The following is a 20315-nucleotide window of genomic DNA, read 5'->3' on the forward strand; positions in this document are numbered from 1 at the left end:
TACAGATGCCGAAATGGGTCTGCAACCCGAAAATGGGTGAAGTAGAGCACAAACGGGGCCTTGAAAGGGTCTCAAACACCCTTCCAGACAGTAAAGTACCTATTCAGTGCGTTTTATGGGTGCTAAAAAATCTTTAAAAAACTTCCAAAAAACCTCATAAACGCAGAAGAAACCACTCAAACCCTCACAGAATGCCCTCTAGAGCCCCCTCCGCAGCCCCTATTCCCATGCCCTGCGCTTGATTCCTAACCCTGCACGATTCCTAACCATGCGCCTGGGCGCCCATACCTATAGATACAGAAAGCCCCTCCCCTTCCATCCCGAAAGGAACAGAAGAAGAGGGGTACAGCTACAGAGTGCTGAAACTTAGTACTGAAACGCTTAGTACTGAATTAGTTGAGTACGGGGTTAGTACTGGGGAGGCGCCTCATTCGCCATATTGTTGAAGCGCGAGTACTTACCGCTAAACGCCAACGGGATAGTACGAGTCGGACCACCACGGTGCTTAGCAATAATCATGTCCGCCTCACCCACGCGCTCACTATCCGGGTTATACATATCCTCACGATGCAGCAGAATCACCATATCCGCATCCTGCTCAATAGAACCCGACTCACGCAGATCCGAAACCATCGGACGCTTATCAGTACGCTGCTCCGAACCACGGTTCAACTGAGACAGCGCAATCACCGGAACATCCAGCTCCTTAGCCAACAGCTTCAGGCTACGCGAAAACTCCGAAACCTCCTGCTGACGCGACTCAACCTTCTTACCCGAACTCATCAGCTGCAGGTAGTCCAGCACCACAAGCTTCAAATCATTACGCTGCTTGAGACGACGGCACTTCGCGCGAATCTCCATCAGAGTCATATTCGGCGAATCATCAATAAAGAGAGGCGCAGAATCAATACGACCCTGCAAAGTCGCCAGGTTCGTCCAGCCCTCGGTATCCAGGTCACCCTTCTTCAGACGACCCATCGAAATCTTGCCCTCCGCAGAGAGAATACGCATCGCCAACTCAGTACGACTCATCTCCAGCGAGAAAAACACAGTCGTCATCTGATGATGAATAGACGCAGAACGAGCAATATCAAGAGCCAAAGTCGACTTACCCACACCCGGACGAGCCGCAATAACAATCATCTGGCCACCGTGCAGACCACCGGTCAGCTCATCAAACTCAATAAAGTCAGTCGGCACACCGTACACGCCATCGGGGCGGTTCGAGTTCGCATCAATCTCATTGATGGTCTCCTCCAACGCATCAGAGAAAGATACATAATCTTCCTTCGCGTTACCATCAGTCACCGCATAAATCTCAGCCTGCGCCTGATCGACCAAAGTATCGACCTCAGTCTCATTGGCGTAACCCAGCTGAGCAATCTTCGTACCCGCCTCAATCAGGCGGCGCATAATCGCGTGCTCCTTAACAATCTCAGCGTAATACTGAGCGTTAGCAGCAGTCGGAACCGACGCAATCAGCGTATGAATATAGGACGCGCCGCCCACACGAGTCAGCTCGCCGCGCTTCTTCAGCTCATCAGCAACCGTAATCGCATCCGCTGGGCTGCCGTGACCATAGAGAGAAAGAATCGCCTCATAAATCGTCTCGTGCGCCGGCTTATAGAAATCAGACGCACGCAGGCTCTCAACCACATCCGCAATAGCGTCCTTCGACAGCAGCATGCCACCGAGCACCGACTGCTCAGCCACATCATCATGAGGCATAGTGCGGGAACCATAATCAATGGCAGTTTCAGACATGCTTATCCTCGCGTTTCAATCCGATATCTACGACGTTCCAGAAACAATTTCTGCAGAACTCCAATGCTAGTTTCTCACGAAGGCACACGTGAAACCCATACACGCCTAGTGGGGAGCGCGCAGATAATCCTCAATCTTCTCAACGGCGAGCGCCGCGCCATCCATAGTGCGCATTGCCTCACCCAGCTGCCGCGCCCTAGCGCGCATGTCCTCATCGCTGAGCAGACGGCCCAGAATATCGCGCACATTGCCGCGGCGCACATCATTCTTCGTAAAGCGCAGGGCGTTACCGTAGCGCACGCACTCCTCAATATTCCAGCTTTGCTCAGCCTGCATCGCAATACCGGCAAACGGCACACCCGCCAGGCACGCCGTCTGTACCGTCCCCTCACCGCCGTGGGTCATCGAGGCATCAATATGGCCGGCAAGCAGATGCGCCGGAACAGTCCCAGCGAAATGGATATTACTGCCCAGCATGCTGGTATCCGAGAGCTGCACCCCGCCGCCGACCAGCACATCCACCGGAGCGGCTGACAGTTGCTGCAGCACCTGCGCCAAAATATCTGCAGAGCCAGATGAGCCCATTCCCACGTAAATCAGGGGTCGTTCTCTGGGCTCGCGAACAATCTGCGGCAACTCACCGGGCGCACGGTAATAAATAGGACCCACACCAACATCGGGTTCCACCAAAGAATCCCCGCGCAGCTGCGTAAACAGAGAACAGATAAGATTCACGTCGGCGCTGAGCATATCTACAGTACGGCGAGGAAGCCTAAGCCCATGCTCACGTGCCACACGAGTAAAAGAAGCCGGCTTATACGACAACACCCGCGCCACCGCACGCAACCACCCCGGTGCCGCAAGCTCGCCGTCTACAGGTTTCTTCGAAAAATACGTCGACGAGTAAGCGTACGGGCGCGCATAGAAAATAGGGACACCCGCAATACGCGCAGACAGCAGCATCGTCAGGTTAGAACCAATCACCACCGCATCCGCATTAAAGTCACGAATAGCCGCGAGCTCAGCGGTGACCCGCCGACGCACCATATCGGTCGTGAAAGGATGCCGCACGTCCCTGCCCTGATCCAGCGCCATAATCTGCTCCGCCTCAGCATCGCTCATGATCGGCTCGCGAAGATGCACAGGAAGCCCCGCGTTTTCCAGTAGCCCCAAATACTTAGGGGAATACACATGGAACAAGACCGTATGACCTCGCTCCCGAGCCACACGCGCTATCTCAATGCAGCGAGTGGTTTCACCCATATTGAAGCTTTCGGGAGAGAAAAGAATACGGCTCATAACAAACTCCGGCAGGCGCACACGTGACTGAGCCGAATCTGCGGCTCATAACCTCACCAGTGTAAAACGGAGCCCCAGTATTCCTCGTTATACGGGGGAATACTGGGGCTCCGTTTCGCTGTATAAGCTTTGCGGTGTGATTCTATCTTACTTCTTACGCAGAATCAGACCGATAGCGCCAATATGGTCAGCGTGACGGCGGAACACACCACGCATACCCAGCACACGCTCACGAATCTGCGGCTTACGCGCCAGATTGAACGCAATCTTCGCAACGCCAGCGGCACCCTCATCAGCCAGCAGACGCTTCGGCTCCAGCAGCGCCATATCGGTCTGGTACACATCCAGCACCTCAAAGCCAGCCTCTTCCGCCAGAGCAGTCCACTCGGCGACAGTCAGCGGGCGGGCGTTCACACGGATAGTGCGCGCCAAATCCTTCTGAATCTCTTCCTTCAGCTCGGGGCGCAGATAATCGGGAACCAGCGACATCTCGTGAATAGCGTAGTAGCCGCCCGGACGCAGCAGACGAGCCGCCTCACGCATAATCTCCAGCTTGTGCTTATCGGTCTGCATGGTCAGCATCGCCTCGCCCACCACAGCGTCGTAGCTTTCCGAGGGCAGACCGGTCTCCTGAGCGCTAGCGTTCACCACACGGTAGTTCGGCTTAGTCGATGCGCCAATACGCTCGGTCACGATTTCAGCAGCCTTCGGGTCAAGATCCACACCGGTGTAGCTCTTGGGGGAACGCTTCACAATCTCCAGGGCGGTAATACCCAGGCCCGGCGCAAACTCCACGACATCAATGTCGCCGCCCAGAGCACGAGCCAGCAGCCAGTTGGTAGTCTCGCGGCCGCCGGGGCGCAGAACCTTCTTGCCCAGCTGAGCCAGCAGCCAGTGACCTGCCGCCTTGTCGGCGGGGCGGTCGGTACCGGGAACGGAAGGGGTCTTAGACACGGAAGACAACTCCTCAATACTTGTATTTAATATGCAAAATTTATCTTCCCTAATTCTAGACCCGCCACCCCCAAGAAAGGAAATATGACGTTATCTAAAAGTGTGGTTGCCCTTTATTACAGCATGCCGCAACACCACTACAACCGCCCTTGTTGCACACCCTAGAGATTAAACAGAAACTGGAGCTGGACCTCTCGGTCCAACCCCAGTCTCATCACACACACATACATACGAAAATCAGAGCCACTTCCGCAAGGAAAGTCCAACTTTCTGATGGTCCTCTCGAACCATCTATATAAAGTATTACGCGTAAACCTTTATTCCCTGTAGGTTAAAGCTGTAAGAAAGCTGGGAATAGATCTTTCTTCAACATCGGGGCGCAGCACCCCGGATTTCACGCGGAAACTACACGTCGCGTTAAAAGAAGGATGGCAAGGCGCTTTTGCCTTGCCATCCTTCTTTCGCTAGCGGGCGACCCCGCTACACGAAACACACACATTCACATCGCAGTCCTCTCGAACCAACACTTATAGTAAACACCCCCAACCTTATGGGAGGATTGAATTTCGCTGGAAACAAGCTGGGAGAAAACCAACAGAACCCTGAGAGCTTTGATATTGTGCAGTTTGCGGACTCTAAACCGGGCTAATAAGCCGCCATATACAGACCCAGCAGCACCAACGGGTTAGCCACTACAGAAATAACCGCCAAGCAAATATTGGCCACGCGGTACTGACGGAACTTCACCAGACCCACCAGCGCGCACACCAGCGCAACACTGGATGCAAGGCCGCCAACTACCAGCAAAAGAAGCAGAAGAGCAGTAGCAACATTCGCGTCCGCAAATGGGATAACCGCTAGAGCGCACAGCAGCAAATTGACGCACTCCAACACCACACCCGTGGACAGAAGCTGAGCGCTAGAAGACAAACGTGAAAAAGATCGAGCCATGTCTACCAGTCTACGGGGTCAATTGGCGTACTTTGCAGTCGCAACCGCTCTAACCACCAATCCTTCTACTGCCCTACCCCTATTCTCAACCTCTCAAAAACAATGTTTCACGTGAAACATGCACCGGAGCGGGCACAGCTATGGGTACAACAAACGGGGTGCCCCTCACGAAGAGGGACACCCCGTCCGACACTCAACGCCGCAGCATCAAAGCACCAGCGTCGAATATCTAAAAATCTACTTACGCAGCAGCAACGACGTCCAGGACAACGTTAGCAACAACGTCAGCGTGCAGGCGGACAGTCACCTTGTACTCACCGGTGCGCTTGATAGCGGAACCCAGGTGGATGGTGCGCTTGTCAACGGAGCCAACGCCAGCAGCCTCAATAGCCTCAGCAATAGCCTCAGCCTTGACGGTACCGAACAGGCGGCCGTCAGCGCCAGCCTTGTGTGCAACGACAACCGGCTTAGCAGCCAGGGACGCAGCAATTGCCTGAGCCTCTTCCAGAGAAGCCTTGGCACGAGCCGCACGAGCGGCGCGGATGGACTCAACCTGCTTCTCGCCACCCTGGGTCCAGGTCACGGCGAAGCCGCGGGGCAGCAGGTAGTTACGTGCGTAACCGTCCTTAACGGTGACAACATCGCCAGCTGCACCGAGGCCGGAAACTTCCTGAGTCAGAATGATCTTAGCCATGTTACTGTCTCTCCTTCTCTTTAGCGGCCAGCGCCGGAGTAGGGCAGCAGTGCAACTTCGCGGGCGTTCTTAATAGCCTGAGCGATCTTGCGCTGCTCCTGAACGGTCACGCCAGTCACGCGGCGAGCGCGGATCTTGCCGCGGTCGGAGATGAACTTGCGCAGAAGTGCGACGTCCTTGTAGTCGATAACGGTGACGTCAGCAGCCTTGAGGGGGTTCTGCTTGGGTTTGGGCTTACGGATTTCAGCCTTAGCCATCGTGGTGCTCCTTAGAGTTGGGAGCCCGCGGCGGATAACCGCGGGATGGATTGATAAATTACTATTCGGAAAACGAAACCGGCTTAGAACGGAGGTTCGTCGTCGGCGCCGCTACCCCAGTCATAGTTACCACCAGACTGAGAACTCCACGGATCAGCAGCAGGAGCTGCGGGGGCCGCCGGAGCAGCCGGAGCGGAGTAGCCAGACTGGCCAGAGTAACCATTACCCTGAGCAGCAGCAAAATTGTTCTGCTGAGGAGCGGAGAAACCGCCCTGAGCAGCAGCGTTGTACCCAGCGCCACCGCCAAAGCCACCCTGCGCACCGCCACCGAAGTTATTACCTCCGGCAGAACGCTGTGCGCGAGTCACCTGAGCAGTAGCAAAACGCAGAGTCGGGCCGATCTCCTCGACCTCAAGCTCAAACGAAGTACGACGCTCGCCTTCCTTGGTCTCGTACGAGCGAGACTTCAGACGGCCCTGCGCGATAACCTGAGTACCCTTCTTCAGAGTCTCTGCAACATTCTCAGCGTAACCACGCCACACCGACGCACGCAGGAACAGGGTCTCCCCATCCTCCCACTGGTTCGTCTGGCGGTTAAAAGTACGCGGAGTCGATGCGATCGTAAAATTAGCAACCGCCGCACCCGCAGGGGTGTAACGAAGCTCCGGATCGCCAGTCAGATTACCAATAACGGTAATAACGGTATCGCCTGCCATTTGATGCCTCCTCGATAAGAGTTACAAGTATGTTGAATCCAGTACAGCGCAACCCCCTGACATTTTTAGGGGGTCAGCCGACCGGAAAGAAACAACTACTTGCTGGAGATCTTCTGATCCTCCGGGCGGATGATCTTGGTACGCATGACGGACTCGTTCAGGTTCAGAACACGATCGAGCTCAGCTGCGGTCTCAGGGGTAGAGGTGAAGTTCACCACTGCGTAGATACCCTCAGACTTCTTCTGGATCTCGTATGCCAGGCGGCGACGACCCCAGATGTCAACGTTGTCGATAGAACCGCCTTCGCTGGTGACGATCTCGAGGAACTTGGACAGCGACGGCTCAACCGCACGGTCCTCAACCTCGGGGCTGAGGATAACCATCAGTTCATATGCACGCATGATTAAACCCCTCCTTTGGGCTAAACGGCTATGGGATTTCCATAGCAGGAGATTCATTGTGCCCTACACGTGAAACACACCGGGCGGGGAACACGCATAGATTTCTTAACAATACACGAGAAAAAGCAGATAGAACAGTACCGCACCGCGTGAGCTCAACCATGCGATGCGGCACCGAAAAACCGCAGAAGCTACGCCTGGCGACGCTGCTCCCACCACTGCAGAAGACGAGCCTTCGCCTCCTCCTCAGGAAGCGAACCCTCATCCAGACGCAAATTCAACAAGAACTTATACGCCTCACCCACCACCGGGCCCGGCGCAATACCAAGAATCTGCATAATCTGACCGCCATCCAGATCCGGGCGGATCGCATCCAGCTCCTCCTGAGCAGCCAACTCAGCAATACGACGCTCCAAATCGTCATACGCCTCAGCCAGCGAGCGCGACAGACGACGATTACGAGTCGTCACATCAGAACGCGACACACGATGCAGACGCTCCAACTGATCCCCCGCATCACGCACATAACGGCGCACCGCAGAATCAGTCCAACCCGACTCACGGTAACCATAGAAACGCATGTGCAGCTCCACCAGACGAGCCACAGCCTTAATCGTGTCATTATCAAAACGCAGCGCACGCATACGCTTCTTCACCATCTTTGCGCCCACCACCTCATGGTGCAGGAACGAGACAGAGCCGTCCTTTTCAAACTTACGAGTCTTCGGCTTACCAATATCGTGCATCAACGCCGCAAAACGCAGAATAAAATCAGGAGCCGGGCACGGGCCATCCTCGCCCGTCTCCTTCTCCATCGCCTGCTCCATCACCTTCAACGAATGCGCATACACATCCTTATGGTGATGCGCCGGATCCATCTCCATACGCAACGCAGGAAGCTCCGGCAACACATAATCAGCCAGACCCGTATCCACCAGCAGGTTCAAACCCACCCGCGGATAATCCGCCTCAATCAGCTTCACCAGCTCATCACGCACACGCTCAGCCGAAATAATCTCAATACGGCCAGCCATCTCGCGCATCGCCTCGAAAACCTCCGGGGCAACCTCAAGATTAAAACGCGCAACAAAACGAGCCGCACGCATCATACGCAGCGGATCCTCAGAAAAAGACTCCTGCGGCGAGCGCGGAGTACGCAAAACACCCGCACGCAAATCCTCAACGCCACCAAACAAGTCAACAACCTCGCCGCTGGGCAAAGCCGCAGCCATCGCATTAATCGTGAAATCACGGCGCACCAAGTCGGCACTCAGGTCCGTACCGAACTCAACCGTCGGCTTACGCGAATCCGAAACATACACCTCAGCACGGTACGTGGTCACCTCATACACCACGCCATTCTTACGCGCACTAATCGTGCCGTACTCCTTGCCGATATCCCACGTATGCTCACCCCACCCACGCAGAATCTGCTCACTCTGCTCCGGAGTAGCATCCGTCGTCAAATCAAAATCAGTGAAATGGCCGCCATCATCCAGCAGATTGTCGCGGACAATACCGCCCACCAAGTACAGCTCAAAACCCGCCGCACGGTACAGTTCTCCCAGCTCGGCGGCATCCGGGTACTTCGACACAACATCAATAAACAGCGACATAATCCTTTAATCGTGCCAGAAAAACCACCCACGCGCCCACCCCACACCCACAACACCCCACCAAAGACAGCTATCTCACCCCAAACCGAGACACACAAACCCTCACATATCGGTTAAGGTAGAACCATGAGCATTCCCGTACCCCGCGCCCCCAAAACGCGCTTCACCGCGCCCGCGCGAGCGGTACCCGCCCCCGAAGAAGTCTCCGCAGGCGGGCTCATCATCGACTTTGACCGACCCGAACAGCTACCCGTAGCCATCATCGCCCGCATCAACCGCAACGGACAACGCGAATGGTGCCTACCCAAAGGCCACATCGAACACGGCGAAACCACCGTCGAAGCCGCACAACGCGAAATCAGCGAAGAAACCGGAATCACCGGCTACCCCGTAGCCTCCCTCGGCACCATCGCCTACTGGTTCACCTCCAACGGCACGCGCATCCACAAAACCGTGCACCACTACCTCTTCGCAGCAACCGGCGGCGAACTGAGCATCGACAACGACCCCGACCACGAAGCAATCGACGTCGCATGGGTCCCCCTCGAAGAGCTCCCCACCCGCCTCTCATTCGCCAACGAGCAACACATCGCCCGTAGCGCGCGCGAATACATCACCACCCAGCTCTAAACACCCGTTAAATAGAGCCCCAAAAACTAAAAGAAGCAATCACCCGCCGAAACAGGAGAGACATACGTGGCACGTAATGACGCCCGCTCAAGCGCAATCATGGCAGCAGGCACCCTCGTCTCGCGCATCCTCGGATTCGTCAAGACCATCCTGCTCACCGTAGCCATCGGCTCACTCTCAACCGTCGGCGACGTCTTCGAAACCGCCAACACCCTACCCAACCTCATCTACGTCCTCGTAGCAGGCGGCGTGTTCAACGCAGTCCTCGTACCGCAAATCATCAAGGCGGCCAAAGCACAAGACGGCGGCGCACGATACATCTCCAAACTCGTCACCCTCACCGTCACCGCAATCGGCCTCATCACCCTCATCACCGTCGCCTGCGCCTGGCCCATCATCAGCATCATGGGCTCAGGATGGAGCCCCGAACAACGGCAGCTCGGCTTCATCTTCGCCCTCTGGTGCCTACCCCAAATCTTCTTCTACGGCCTCTACACGGTCATCGGACAGGTCCTCAACGCCAAAGACGCATTCGGCGCCTACATGTGGTCGCCCGTACTCAACAACGTCATCACCATCCTGTCGCTATTCCTCTTCATCTTCCTCTTCGGCGCACAGACCCCCAACCCCAACCCGATTCACACCGTAGACAACTGGACCAACGCCCAGACCCTTGTACTGGCAGGCTCCTCCACCTTCGGCGTCATCATGCAGGCACTCGTCCTGTTCATCCCCCTACGCAAGCTCGGCCTGCGCCTCAAGCCCGACTTCGCATGGCGCGGCATCGGCCTGCGCGCAGCCTCGAAGCTCGCCGCCTGGACCCTCGCCTCCGGCATCATCTCCAACCTCGCATTCCTCTACATGACCAAGGTAGCCGCCGGCATCGTCGGCCAGCGCGAACACTACGCCGCCCTCGGCATCCAGATTCCGGGTCTGCAGGCACTCAACTACGCCTCCATGCTGTACATGCTCCCGCACGGCGTCATCGGCATCTCCATCGCCACCGTGCTCTTCAACCGCATGAGCGCCTCCGCCATCGCAGACGACAGCGACAGCGTCATCTACGCGCTCTCCCACGGCCTGCGCAACGCAGCCGTAGCCACCGTCTTCTGCATGGTCGCACTCATGGTACTTGCAGGCCCCGTCGCCGTACTCTTCAGCGGCGGCGACCCCATCGCAGCAACCATCATCGCCAAGCTCATCGTCATCACCGCGCTCGGCACCCCCACCCTCACCATCAACTACCTCTACAGCCGCGTGCTCTACGCCCGCGAAGACGCACGCACCCCCTTCCGAATCCAGGTGTACTCCGCCATCATCATGGTCATCATGAGCTTCGCAGCATCCCTGCTCGACGCCCAGTACACCGTGTACATGCTCGCGTTCATCTACCCGGTGCACAATATCCTGATCCTGTTCATCAGCCACCACATGGTCCGCCGCCGCCTCGGCTACTACGGCCAGCGCGGCATCGTCAGCGCCTACGCCCGCACCACCCTCGCATCCCTCTTCGCCGGCGGAATCGCAGCCATCGCGCTCTGGCTGCTCGGCGGCTACCAGCTCGACGGATTCGCCTGGGCATCCAAGCTCACCGCAATCATCACCCTCGCCGTATGCGGCACCGTCATGGGACTGGCATACCTCGCCGGTATACAGATCTTCCGCGTCAAGGAAGCCAACGCACTACTGGCACCCCTCACCTCCAAACTTGAGCGTTTTGCCCGCCGCTAAAGCAGCACACAACGCCCAACCCGGGTAGCTGCCCGTGCACCCACCGCACCCCACGCCGGGGCCCGCAGAAGGCACAGGCAGCCACCCGGACGCCACAAACTATCACTCAACCCCAGCATCCTTCAATGCCGGGTAGAATCTAATAGTCAGGGCCCGCCACACGGCAGGCACTATGAAACCACCTCGGGAGAACACGTTGTCGCAACAGATTCCGGTCGGATCGGTCCTCGGAGGCCGCTACGAGATCACCGCACACATCATCATTACGGCAGAATCCGACATGGTGCTTGAAGGCACCGACCAGATTCTCAACCGTAAGGTCTCGGTCGTCGTCGCATCGCCCAGCCGCAGCGCACTGCTGGAAGCAAACTCCCGCGCGCTCGCAACCAACGCACGCGGCAACATCCAGATCCTCGACCTGGGCATCACCCCCGAAGGCAGCCGCTACCTCGTCACCTCCCACACCCGCCCCGACACCCTGCTGGACACCCTGCTGGTCGAAAACCACGCACTCTCCAACGCAGAAGACGCACTGGGCACCGAAATCTTCGGCGACTCCGAAAGCGGCAGCTCCCCCAACACCTACGAGAAGGTCTCCACCTCCACCGCCAACCAGGAGAGCATCACCGCCGCCAAGAACTGGAACGCATCCGACGGCGCAGCCGTCACCGCATACTCCGAACCCACCAGCATCTACGAAGATGACGAAGACGAAGAAGACGGCAGCCGCGGCACCTGGGCAGTCGCCCTGGCAGCAGTCCTGCTGCTCGTCATCGTCGCAGGCGGTATCCTCACCTCCCTGGGTGCCATCGGCTCCAACCAGGCAGCCGCACCGCACACCCCCAAGTCTTCTATGTCGGCATCCGAATCGGCTGCGGCAAACGCCAGCACATCGGCATCCCCGACCGCTAAGGCATCGAACGCACCGGCGAAGATCGCGTCCGTGGCTCGCTTCGTGCCCTCGAACCCCACGTTCATGAACGACATGGACACCCTCATCCCGAACCTGACCGACGGTAACGCCAACACCGCATGGATCAGCTACGGCTTCGGCACCGCCAACTACGCCGGCACCATCAAGGAATTCGGCCTGGCACTGAAGCTGCAGACCCCCACCGTCGTCTCCAAGCTGACCATCCAGCAGAACACCGGCACCGGTGGCTCCTTCACCGTCTACACCAACAGCTCTGCATCCCTGGACGGTGCGGTTGAGGTCGGCAAGGGCACCTTCGAAGGCAAGGATGCAGTCGTCACCCTGGACACCTCCAAGCAGAGCGCGGAAAAGGGCGCCTACGTGATCATCGTGGTCAACGAGCTGCCCCGCCTCTCCCTGCCGATTGGAGCTTGGAATTACGGTCTGCGCATCAACGAAATCAAGGTGGACTAATCAACCCATAACGCGACGCCGACAGAGCGCTCGCACCCCAGCCAAAAGGGCGGGGCTTCTGAACTCAAGGGTTCGGAAGCCCCGCCCTTTTTGATGTCTATTTATGACTCTTTATGGCAGGGTAGCTACTCAAAGATTCACAGTGGGCGGAGTATCTAGATAAGGGTCCCCAAAAAATGGAATAATCGAGGATAAAGCCCTGTTATAGGGGCAGAACGAAAGACCTACAACGGAAAGATATATCCGATGACTGAGAATCTGGGAGGCCTCTTCGGAGGCTCCGCCCTGGGCAACCTGAACCTCGCGTCCGCACCCGCCACCAAAGCCGCACCGGCTGCCGAGGTTGAGGCCGACGCAACCGTCCACAACGTCATTATTGTGGGCTCCGGTCCCGCCGGCTACACCGCCGCAATCTACGCGGCACGCGCCGAGCTGAAGCCCGTCCTCTTCGCCAGCTCCCTGGCACCCGGAGGCTCCCTCATGAACACCACCGAGGTGGAGAACTTCCCCGGCTTCATTCAGGGCATCCAGGGCCCCGAGCTGATGGAAAACATCGGCCAGCAGGCTGAGCGTTTCGGTACGGACATCCGCTACCAGGACGTAGAAAAGGTCGAACTCACCGGCGACGTGAAGAAGGTCTACACCGCAGACGGCGCCGTTCACCTGGCGAAGACCGTCATCATGACCACCGGTTCTCAGGTCCGTAAGCTCAACATCGAGGGCGAAGACCGACTCTCCGGTTACGGCGTATCCTGGTGCGCAACCTGCGATGGCTTCTTCTTCAAGGACAAGGAAATTGCAGTGGTCGGCGGTGGCGACTCCGCACTGGAGGAGGCACTGTTCCTGACGACCTTCGCATCCAAGGTGTACCTGGTGCACCGCCGCGACTCTTTCCGTGCTTCGGAAATCATGCAGACCCGCGTGTTCAACAACCCGAAGATTGAGGTTGTCTGGGACTCGGCTGTCACCGCCGTTCACGGCGAGAGCAACCTCGAGTCGATCACCCTGACCAACACCAAGGACGGTTCTGAGCGCCAGCTGGCTGTTCAGGGCCTGTTCATCGCTATTGGCTCCGATCCTCGCGTGGAACTGGTACGTGACCAGCTGGAGATTACCGAGAACCACACCATCGCGGTTCAGGGCCGTTCCTCGAAGACTTCCGTTCCCGGCGTTTTCGCTGCCGGTGACGTGATTGACCCGACCTACCGCCAGGCAATTATTGCTGCCGGTTCCGGTGCTGTTGCCGCTCTGGACGCGCAGCACTACCTCGAAAACCTCTAAATTATTCGTATTACTCGCAGGGGAATCCACCCCGTGTCAGAAAGGAGCACTCCATGAGCAGTGCACAGCAGGCAACTGATGCCACTTTTGACGAACTGGTTCTGAAGAACGACAAGCCCGTTATCGTGGACTTCTGGGCTGAATGGTGCGGCCCCTGCCGCATGGTTGGCCCCGTGATTGACGAGATCGCTGGCGAGTACGCCGGTCAGGTCGACGTGGTCAAGGTGGATGTTGAAGCAAATGGCGATACCGCTATGAAGTACGGCATCACCTCTATTCCCGCCATCTACCTTTTCAAGAGTGGCGAGGTCGTCAAGAAGACCGTAGGCGCTAAGACGAAGCCCGCTCTGCTGGCCGAGTTCTCCGAGCACCTGGGCTAATCTTTCGAGCAGCTAGAGAAAAACCCTCGGTGATGTTTCACGTGAAACATCACCGAGGGTTTTTTGTATATACAACTGATTTCAGTTGCTAAATATTGCTTTATGCGAAAATTTAGCCCGAGAAATCAGAATCCAAAACGCGGATAATACGGTTCAAATCCTCAACATTCGCAAATTCGATGGTCATCTTACCCTTGCGAGCACCCAGCGAAATCTTCACCGAAGTATCGAGCTTGTCAGCAAAAGCCTCCGCAATATAATCCAGGCGCTCACGGTGCTTCTGGGGCTGAGGAGCCTTGCGCTCCTTCACCTCCGCAGCGCCGGATGCATGGTTCACCAGCTCCTCAGTTGCGCGAACCGACAGCCCCTCATTCACAATCTTCTGTGCAAGAGTCTCAATCTGAGCCTGATCTGTCAGAGCCAGCAGGGCACGCGCGTGACCCGCGGAGAGAATACCCGCCGCAACGCGACGCTGCACCAGAGCCGGTAGCTTCAGCAGACGAATCGTGTTCGAAATCTGGGGGCGAGAACGACCAATACGCTTAGCCAACTGCTCCTGAGTAGTGTCGAACTCCTCCATGAGCTGCTGGTATGCCGCCGCCTCTTCAATGGGGTTCAGCTGGCTGCGGTGCAGGTTCTCCAGCAGGGCGTCACGGAGCAGGTCGCCGTCTTCAGTCTCACGAACAATCGCCGGGATGGTGCTCAGGCCAGCCGCCTGGGTTGCACGCCAGCGGCGCTCACCCATGACCAGCTCATATTTTTCGGCACCTTTTTCGCGCGAGGGACGCACAACGATCGGCTGCAGAACACCAATCTCACGCACCGAGTGGATGAGCTCTTCCATGTCCTGCTCATCAAAGTCGGTTCGGGGCTGCTTGCGGTTCGGGTGGATATCGCGAACGTTCAGTTCAGCAAACTGGGCACCGGGAACCGGAACCAGACCGCTCTGTTCCTCAGAAGCGGTCTGCGGGGTGGAGACATCTTCACCAAAGAAGAAGTCCACCGGGCGGCGAGTCAGGGTGGTGTTGCGCAGTGCCGCGCCCATATCCACGCGAGACTTCTTCTTCGATGTTTCACGTGAAACATCCAGCGAGGAGGCGGGAGCTTCGACCTTCTCCTCTGCCTTCTCAGCTTCAGCAGGCTTTTCCTGAGCGGGTGCAGCTTCAGCAGGCTTAGCCTCTACAGACTCAGCTTTAGCGCTCTTACGCTGCTTCTCCGGCTTAGCCTCGTGAGCCATTTCGAAGAGACCGTCAGTCATCGGCTCTTCAATCGGAGTAGACACATTCTTGGGTGCAGTCTTTACTGCAGCAGTCTTTTCGGATGCCTTCGCCTCAGCATTACCAGAATTCTTCGTACTCTGAGGGATTAGCGCCCCCAGGCCACGACCCAAGCCGCGTCGCTTTTCAGCCATCGTTACTCCTTAGGACTCCCGGACGAGCCCGCTCATTTTTCTTCTTCATCTAGTGTAAACGAAATAAGCACCCGAAAGTAGGAGTGAAAACTGCACAGCACATAATCCAAATTATTCCCAATAATTAATTCTCTAAGGATGTTTTCTCGTGTTTCACCCAGAAAATACCGCACGCAATGAGCCCTTTTGAATCATCGATAGACAATCCAAAAAGGGCTCATTTCAAAAAATTTAGATTATGCGGATCGGCGCGAGAGCTCCTGTGCTGCCTCACGGTAGGCGCGAGCGCCAGTCGACGAAGAATCGTAGGTGATGACGGTCTGCTGATAGCTGGGAGCTTCAGAGATACGAACCGAACGAGGAATCTTTACACCCAGAGTCTCCTCCGGGAAGTGCTCGCGCACCTCCTCTGCCACCTGGAATGCCAGGTTGGTACGAGCATCGTACATGGTCAGCAGGATTGTACTGATGCGCAGCTTGGAGTTCAGGTGCTTCTGAATCATCTGAATATTCTTCAGCAGCTGGCTCAGACCTTCCAGAGCGTAGTACTCGCACTGGATCGGAATCAGAATCTCTTCTGCCGCAACGAAGGCATTGACGGTCAGCAGGCCGAGGCTCGGCGGGCAGTCGATGAAGACATAGTCCAGGCGCTCCATACCCTGCTTCTCGCGCCACTCGGTGTAGTCCATCAGAGCATTCTTGAGGCGAGTCTCGCGTGCCACCAGGGAGACCAGTTCAATCTCCGCGCCCGCAAGGTCGATATTGGCGGGGGCGCAGAACAGGCCGGGCATATCGGGGCATTCCTGAACAATTTCAGAAAGCGGCTTATCCTCAATCAGAACGTTGTAGACGCTGGGAACATCCACGCCGTGCTCAATGCCCAGTGCGGTCGAAGCGTTACCCTGCGGGTCGTTATCGATAACCAGGACGTTCAGTCCAGCCTCCGCGAGCGCGGCTGCGAGGTTCACGGCGGTGCTGGTTTTACCCACGCCACCCTTCTGGTTCGACACGGTGAAGACACGCGTATGCACAGGCTTGGGGAGTAAATCTGCAACAGATTTCTGAGCTTGAGGAGTCATCGGGTGCCTTCCATGTTCCGGGTGGTGTGTCTACGGTGATGCTTCGTCTGGTGCCTCGCGCGTGGCAATACTCTGCGGTATTTGTGCGCGAGGCGGGTCTACTCCCCTACTCCCCTGCCACTACTCATTCCCGACATGTTTCACGTGAAACATACTCCGCGAGGTGATGAAGTCTGCAATGTTTCACGTGAAACATTGGTGCTACCCGAATGGTTCTGAAGGGCTCAGTGCCCTACTGTACCATCAGGCTTTGATGTAGAAGAGTCTAAGGTTTCAATCCTTCCTTAAGGGTACCCGGCATCAGGTCAATACTCCACGCGAGAGGTCATTCTATGTACTCTACGGATGCAATTGCCGCGCACGCCCGGCAAGCCAGCGCATAAAAAATGGGCGGTACCGCGTAAGCCAGCCTATTCACTGGCTCATTGCGGTACCGCCCATTCAGGATGAAATTTTTAGAGACGGATTCGAACCACCGTCGTCGGCTCTTCCAGTAGATCACCACCGGCGGTGAGAATTTCGGTCTCGCGTGCACCGTAACGGTTCAGCTTCTTCTTCGCCTTAGTAATCTCCTCCGCGGCGCTACGACCCTTCAGAGCCAGCAGCTCACCGGTGCCGCGCAGAATCGGCAGAGTAATGTCCAGCAGGCCCACCAGAGCGGACACAGCACGCGCAGTCACCACATCAGCCTCAACAGCACCCACAGCCTGCTCAGCACGCGAACGAAGCACGGTCACGTTCTCCAGGCCCAGATCCTCGACAACCTCATTCAGCCAGATGACACGGCGTTCCAGAGGCTCAATCAGAGTCAGCTTCAAATCCGGGCGAGCAATCGCCAAGCATAGACCGGGCAGGCCAGCACCAGAGCCAACATCAGCCACCGAAGCATTCGGAGCAATATACTCCTGCACCACAGCACAGTTCAGCACATGACGAGCCCACAGGCGCGGCACCTCACGCGGACCAATCAGACCACGCTCAATGCCAGTCGTCGCCAGGTGCTGCACGTAGCGCTCCGCCAGGGGCAGACGCTCACCGAACACAGCCTCCGCGGCGGCGCGCTCACTCTCGCTGAGAGTAACCATCGAAGTCTCCATACTAGGCTCCTACCTCGGGAAGAGAAATCACCACGTGACGGCGAGGACCCTCGCCCTCCGACTCGCTGTATAGGCCAGCGGCGGCCACCACATCGTGCACAACCTTACGCTCATACGGGCTCAGCGGCTTCAGGTGCTCATCACGACCGGTAGCACGCACCTTCTCAATCGCATCAGCGGCAATCTTCTCCAGTTGCTCACGACGCTCTGCACGGTAGCCGGCAACATCCAGAATCAGGCGGGAACGGGTACCATTACCAGCCAGGACGGAGAGGCGCACCAGCTCCTGCAGAGCCTCCAGCACCTCACCGTGGCGGCCAACTAGGTGGCGCAGTTCCTCATTGTCATCGTCGTCATTGAAGACCGAAAGATAGATGCGGTTATTGCGCACCTCAATATCGATATCGCCGTCCATATCGACAATATCGAGAAGCTCCTCGAGGTAATCAGCGGCGATATCGCCTTCTTCCTCGATGTCCTCAAAATTGTCTTCTTCGCCCTCAACGGGCTCCTCTACCAGCTGCTCCTCAACGAGCTGCTCGTCCTCATATTCCATAGCTTCAGTCACAATAATCCTCAGGGTGTTCGGAGGGGTGTCCTAGGGGTAAAAAGTATCTCATACACGGCGCCGGGCCCGCGCCACACGTGGCGAGAACCCGGCCCGAATCACGGAAGAAAACTACTTCTTTCCGTTCTGCTTATTGCGTTGCTGCTTCTGGCGCTTCTTACCGACCGGCTGCTGACGCTGACCAGCTGCGGCACGCTCACGAGCCTCCTGCAGATCCTTCTCGTGCTGCTCACGGGTCTTACCAATCGGGGGCAGGCCCTTCGCAGCACGGCGAGCGTTCAGCTCACGCTCCGCCTGAGAACCGGGGGTCGGGTTATTGCGGATAACCCACCACTGCTGGCCCAGCGACCAGAGGTTCGACACGGTCCAGTAGTACATAACACCCAGCGGGAAGTTAATACCGGAAACAGCGAAGATGATCGGGAAGATGTACATGATCATCTGCTGCTGACGGAACATCGGAGAGTTCAGAGCTGCCTCCGACATGTTCTTCACGCTCAGCTGCTTCTGAATGTAGAACTGGGTCGCACTCATCAGAACAATCATGATGACCGCCTGAACAACGGTCGCGGTAGTGTCACCGGCACCCGGGTGCAGCATGGTTGCGAACAGCTGAGCACCAAAAATCTGCGAGTCGTTGAACTGATGCACCAGATCAGCCGGCAGCATGAGCACGCCCTGGTTGCTCTGCGCCGCGGTGGGAACGCCCATCAGCACCTGGTACAGACCGAAGAAGATCGGCATCTGAGCCAGAATCGGCAGGCAGGACGCGAAGGGGTTCGTACCGTGCTTACGGTACATTTCCATCTGCTCCTGAGCCATAGCCTGGCGGGAGAGCTGGTCCTTCTTGCCCTTGTACTTCTCCTGCAGCTTCGCCATATCGCCCTGCATCGCGGTCATACCGCGCATAGCCTTAATCTGCTTGACGAACAGCGGAATGGTCAGGGTACGCATCACCAGGGTCAGGAAGATAATGCACAGAACCCAAGTCAGACCGGACGCCGGGTCCATACCCAGCGAAGTGAAAAGAGTGTGGAACAGCCACAGGACCACGGAGACGATCCATTTAAACGGCCAAAGAATCAAATCAAAAATATTCACGCGGGAATACTCCTTAAGGACTCGGCTAAGTCATTGTGTGGGAGGCGCCGCCTACTCAGGGCGGGCGTCACCACCGGTGTGAGGGGTGTAAAGATGGGGGTGGTTGAGCAGAATAATTTTCGGTTCTGCTCCGGGAGCGAAAGTACGCTTCCCCTCCGGGACTGGGTCGATACCTCCGGTCGCCCAGGGAACACACCGCAGAATACGGCGCACCGTCAGGGAAAGCCCGCCCATCGCACCGTGGGTGGTCAGCGCCTCCAGGGCGTAGGCTGAGCAGGTCGGGTAGTAGCGGCACACATCCCCGTAGAGGGGGGAGACGACCTTGCGGTAGGCCTTCATGCACGCGATCAGCAGGTTCTGCGGTAGAACGTAGAGTGCCTGCAGGAAAGTTTCCGGCCGCACGAATTCGTTAGGCGCTAGTGCCAGTAGCTCATCGGGGCCCAGAGTCTCGGCAGATGCGCTATAGGTGCCACTGTGATGCGCGTGGAAGCGTTCTTCGCAGCGGTCACGCTGGGAACGACTCACGGCTTCTCCTTGCTCTGAGTCAGGTCGAGCTTAGCGAACGCAGCCTCGAGTGCCGATTCGTAGTCGCGGCGCAACTGATCCCAGCTGGCGCTCGCGGAGGCGGGAAGCGCTCGCACAGCAATGGCGTATCCTTCCGGATGCGCGGCGCAGGTGAGCGCAGCAAGTTCACGCAACCGGCGCTTGACCAGATTGCGTGTGACTGCGTTGCCCACCGCCTTCGACACAATGAAACCTACCTGGGTTGTTTTTCCAGGATTTTTCGCCGTAGATACAACGATGTTCCGACGTCCTGTACGGATGCCGGAACGGAAGGCGTGGGAGAATTCTGCGCTGGTGCGCATACGGTGCCGTTGAGGCAGCACGTGTTCCCCTTTACGTAGTGTGGGAGATTCGGCTCATGTGGTGAGCTGACCTCCGCGTGTATTTCACGCTTAATGATAGTTCGCCCGCCGATGCACACGCATCGGCGGGGG

Annotated in this window: 21 protein-coding genes; 5 read left to right on the top strand and 16 right to left on the bottom strand. The window is 57.2% G+C overall.

The features are described from left to right. Positions 1 to 408: 408 nt before the first annotated feature. The 9 genes from dnaB to HMPREF2712_RS02455 all read right to left on the bottom strand — a co-directional run bounded on the left by dnaB (position 409) and on the right by HMPREF2712_RS02455 (position 8652). The gene (gene dnaB, locus HMPREF2712_RS02415; RefSeq protein ID WP_070593509.1) at positions 409 to 1764 is read right to left on the bottom strand and encodes a replicative DNA helicase; all 1356 of its coding nucleotides are present in this window, start codon (positions 1762 to 1764) and stop codon (positions 409 to 411) included. Positions 1765 to 1869: 105 nt separating this feature from the next. After that, on the bottom strand, positions 1870 to 2886 hold the full coding sequence (locus HMPREF2712_RS02420; RefSeq protein WP_246828657.1) for a glycosyltransferase: 1017 nt from the start codon (positions 2884 to 2886) through the stop codon (positions 1870 to 1872). A 324-nt stretch (positions 2887 to 3210) separates the two neighbouring features. Next, complete coding sequence (locus HMPREF2712_RS02425; RefSeq protein WP_070819187.1) at positions 3211 to 4017, bottom strand: class I SAM-dependent methyltransferase; 807 nt, start codon at positions 4015 to 4017, stop codon at positions 3211 to 3213. Between the two features lie 645 nt (positions 4018 to 4662). Next, the gene (locus HMPREF2712_RS02430; RefSeq protein WP_044142258.1) at positions 4663 to 4968 is read right to left on the bottom strand and encodes a hypothetical protein; all 306 of its coding nucleotides are present in this window, start codon (positions 4966 to 4968) and stop codon (positions 4663 to 4665) included. A 241-nt stretch (positions 4969 to 5209) separates the two neighbouring features. Then, positions 5210 to 5662 carry a 50S ribosomal protein L9 gene (rplI, locus tag HMPREF2712_RS02435; protein WP_012904373.1) on the bottom strand — a complete coding sequence of 151 codons (453 nt, stop codon included), beginning with the start codon at positions 5660 to 5662 and terminating at the stop codon, positions 5210 to 5212. Positions 5663 to 5682: 20 nt separating this feature from the next. Next, the gene (rpsR, locus tag HMPREF2712_RS02440; protein ID WP_004005948.1) at positions 5683 to 5919 is read right to left on the bottom strand and encodes a 30S ribosomal protein S18; all 237 of its coding nucleotides are present in this window, start codon (positions 5917 to 5919) and stop codon (positions 5683 to 5685) included. An 83-nt stretch (positions 5920 to 6002) separates the two neighbouring features. Then, positions 6003 to 6635 carry a single-stranded DNA-binding protein gene (locus tag HMPREF2712_RS02445; RefSeq protein WP_005504055.1) on the bottom strand — a complete coding sequence of 211 codons (633 nt, stop codon included), beginning with the start codon at positions 6633 to 6635 and terminating at the stop codon, positions 6003 to 6005. Between the two features lie 95 nt (positions 6636 to 6730). Continuing rightward, positions 6731 to 7036 carry a 30S ribosomal protein S6 gene (gene rpsF, locus HMPREF2712_RS02450; protein ID WP_070819188.1) on the bottom strand — a complete coding sequence of 102 codons (306 nt, stop codon included), beginning with the start codon at positions 7034 to 7036 and terminating at the stop codon, positions 6731 to 6733. Positions 7037 to 7227: 191 nt separating this feature from the next. After that, the gene (locus HMPREF2712_RS02455) at positions 7228 to 8652 is read right to left on the bottom strand and encodes a CCA tRNA nucleotidyltransferase (RefSeq protein ID WP_070687851.1); all 1425 of its coding nucleotides are present in this window, start codon (positions 8650 to 8652) and stop codon (positions 7228 to 7230) included. 126 nt (positions 8653 to 8778) lie between these two features. Here HMPREF2712_RS02455 and HMPREF2712_RS02460 point away from each other — a divergent pair, with 126 nt between their 5' ends. The 5 genes from HMPREF2712_RS02460 to trxA all read left to right on the top strand — a co-directional run bounded on the left by HMPREF2712_RS02460 (position 8779) and on the right by trxA (position 14061). Further along, positions 8779 to 9282 carry an NUDIX hydrolase gene (locus HMPREF2712_RS02460; RefSeq protein ID WP_005504058.1) on the top strand — a complete coding sequence of 168 codons (504 nt, stop codon included), beginning with the start codon at positions 8779 to 8781 and terminating at the stop codon, positions 9280 to 9282. A gap of 66 nt (positions 9283 to 9348) precedes the next feature. Next, on the top strand, positions 9349 to 11013 hold the full coding sequence (gene murJ, locus HMPREF2712_RS02465; RefSeq protein WP_070819189.1) for a murein biosynthesis integral membrane protein MurJ: 1665 nt from the start codon (positions 9349 to 9351) through the stop codon (positions 11011 to 11013). A 196-nt stretch (positions 11014 to 11209) separates the two neighbouring features. Continuing rightward, positions 11210 to 12400: a serine/threonine protein kinase gene (locus HMPREF2712_RS02470; RefSeq protein WP_246828658.1), complete on the top strand. Its 1191-nt coding sequence runs from the start codon at positions 11210 to 11212 to the stop codon at positions 12398 to 12400. A gap of 246 nt (positions 12401 to 12646) precedes the next feature. Further along, positions 12647 to 13681, top strand: a complete 1035-nt coding sequence (trxB, locus tag HMPREF2712_RS02475; protein WP_049341938.1) for a thioredoxin-disulfide reductase — start codon at positions 12647 to 12649, stop codon at positions 13679 to 13681. Between the two features lie 53 nt (positions 13682 to 13734). Then, positions 13735 to 14061, top strand: a complete 327-nt coding sequence (trxA, locus tag HMPREF2712_RS02480; protein ID WP_070819191.1) for a thioredoxin — start codon at positions 13735 to 13737, stop codon at positions 14059 to 14061. A 112-nt stretch (positions 14062 to 14173) separates the two neighbouring features. On the opposite strand, the gene HMPREF2712_RS02485 is transcribed toward trxA, so the two are convergent. From HMPREF2712_RS02485 to rnpA, 7 genes are all read right to left on the bottom strand, one after another. Beyond that, positions 14174 to 15472 carry a ParB/RepB/Spo0J family partition protein gene (locus HMPREF2712_RS02485; protein WP_070819192.1) on the bottom strand — a complete coding sequence of 433 codons (1299 nt, stop codon included), beginning with the start codon at positions 15470 to 15472 and terminating at the stop codon, positions 14174 to 14176. Positions 15473 to 15708: 236 nt separating this feature from the next. Next, positions 15709 to 16551, bottom strand: a complete 843-nt coding sequence (locus HMPREF2712_RS02490) for a ParA family protein (protein WP_005504078.1) — start codon at positions 16549 to 16551, stop codon at positions 15709 to 15711. 455 nt (positions 16552 to 17006) lie between these two features. After that, the gene (gene rsmG / locus HMPREF2712_RS02495; RefSeq protein ID WP_083323935.1) at positions 17007 to 17648 is read right to left on the bottom strand and encodes a 16S rRNA (guanine(527)-N(7))-methyltransferase RsmG; all 642 of its coding nucleotides are present in this window, start codon (positions 17646 to 17648) and stop codon (positions 17007 to 17009) included. Position 17649: 1 nt separating this feature from the next. After that, positions 17650 to 18216 carry a Jag family protein gene (locus HMPREF2712_RS02500; protein ID WP_070615718.1) on the bottom strand — a complete coding sequence of 189 codons (567 nt, stop codon included), beginning with the start codon at positions 18214 to 18216 and terminating at the stop codon, positions 17650 to 17652. 111 nt (positions 18217 to 18327) lie between these two features. Beyond that, a complete protein-coding gene (yidC, locus tag HMPREF2712_RS02505; protein WP_070819193.1) occupies positions 18328 to 19317 on the bottom strand; it encodes a membrane protein insertase YidC in 990 nt (329 codons plus the stop codon). 51 nt (positions 19318 to 19368) lie between these two features. Further along, positions 19369 to 19842: a membrane protein insertion efficiency factor YidD gene (yidD, locus tag HMPREF2712_RS02510; RefSeq protein ID WP_005504090.1), complete on the bottom strand. Its 474-nt coding sequence runs from the start codon at positions 19840 to 19842 to the stop codon at positions 19369 to 19371. Then, entirely contained in the window at positions 19839 to 20204 is a 366-nt protein-coding gene (gene rnpA / locus HMPREF2712_RS02515) for a ribonuclease P protein component (RefSeq protein ID WP_070819194.1), read from the bottom strand. Before rnpA ends, yidD begins: the two co-directional genes overlap by 4 nt. Between the last annotated feature and the right edge of the window lie 111 nt (positions 20205 to 20315).

Origin of the sequence: Rothia sp. HMSC064F07, from assembly GCF_001837265.1 — a bacterium.
GTDB classification, from domain to species: Bacteria; Actinomycetota; Actinomycetes; order Actinomycetales; family Micrococcaceae; genus Rothia; species Rothia mucilaginosa.

Coding starts and splice junctions, on each gene's coding strand:
- HMPREF2712_RS02455 (WP_070687851.1), bottom strand. CDS start 8,652: ATGTCGCTGTTTATTGATGTTGTGTCGAAGTACCCGGATGCCGCCGAG.
- rsmG (WP_083323935.1), bottom strand. CDS start 17,648: ATGGAGACTTCGATGGTTACTCTCAGCGAGAGTGAGCGCGCCGCCGCG.
- rplI (WP_012904373.1), bottom strand. CDS start 5,662: ATGGCTAAGATCATTCTGACTCAGGAAGTTTCCGGCCTCGGTGCAGCT.
- rpsF (WP_070819188.1), bottom strand. CDS start 7,036: ATGCGTGCATATGAACTGATGGTTATCCTCAGCCCCGAGGTTGAGGAC.
- trxA (WP_070819191.1), top strand. CDS start 13,735: ATGAGCAGTGCACAGCAGGCAACTGATGCCACTTTTGACGAACTGGTT.
- HMPREF2712_RS02420 (WP_246828657.1), bottom strand. CDS start 2,886: ATGAGCGATGCTGAGGCGGAGCAGATTATGGCGCTGGATCAGGGCAGG.
- HMPREF2712_RS02460 (WP_005504058.1), top strand. CDS start 8,779: ATGAGCATTCCCGTACCCCGCGCCCCCAAAACGCGCTTCACCGCGCCC.
- HMPREF2712_RS02430 (WP_044142258.1), bottom strand. CDS start 4,968: ATGGCTCGATCTTTTTCACGTTTGTCTTCTAGCGCTCAGCTTCTGTCC.
- HMPREF2712_RS02490 (WP_005504078.1), bottom strand. CDS start 16,551: ATGACTCCTCAAGCTCAGAAATCTGTTGCAGATTTACTCCCCAAGCCT.
- HMPREF2712_RS02445 (WP_005504055.1), bottom strand. CDS start 6,635: ATGGCAGGCGATACCGTTATTACCGTTATTGGTAATCTGACTGGCGAT.
- rpsR (WP_004005948.1), bottom strand. CDS start 5,919: ATGGCTAAGGCTGAAATCCGTAAGCCCAAACCCAAGCAGAACCCCCTC.
- trxB (WP_049341938.1), top strand. CDS start 12,647: ATGACTGAGAATCTGGGAGGCCTCTTCGGAGGCTCCGCCCTGGGCAAC.
- dnaB (WP_070593509.1), bottom strand. CDS start 1,764: ATGTCTGAAACTGCCATTGATTATGGTTCCCGCACTATGCCTCATGAT.
- HMPREF2712_RS02485 (WP_070819192.1), bottom strand. CDS start 15,472: ATGGCTGAAAAGCGACGCGGCTTGGGTCGTGGCCTGGGGGCGCTAATC.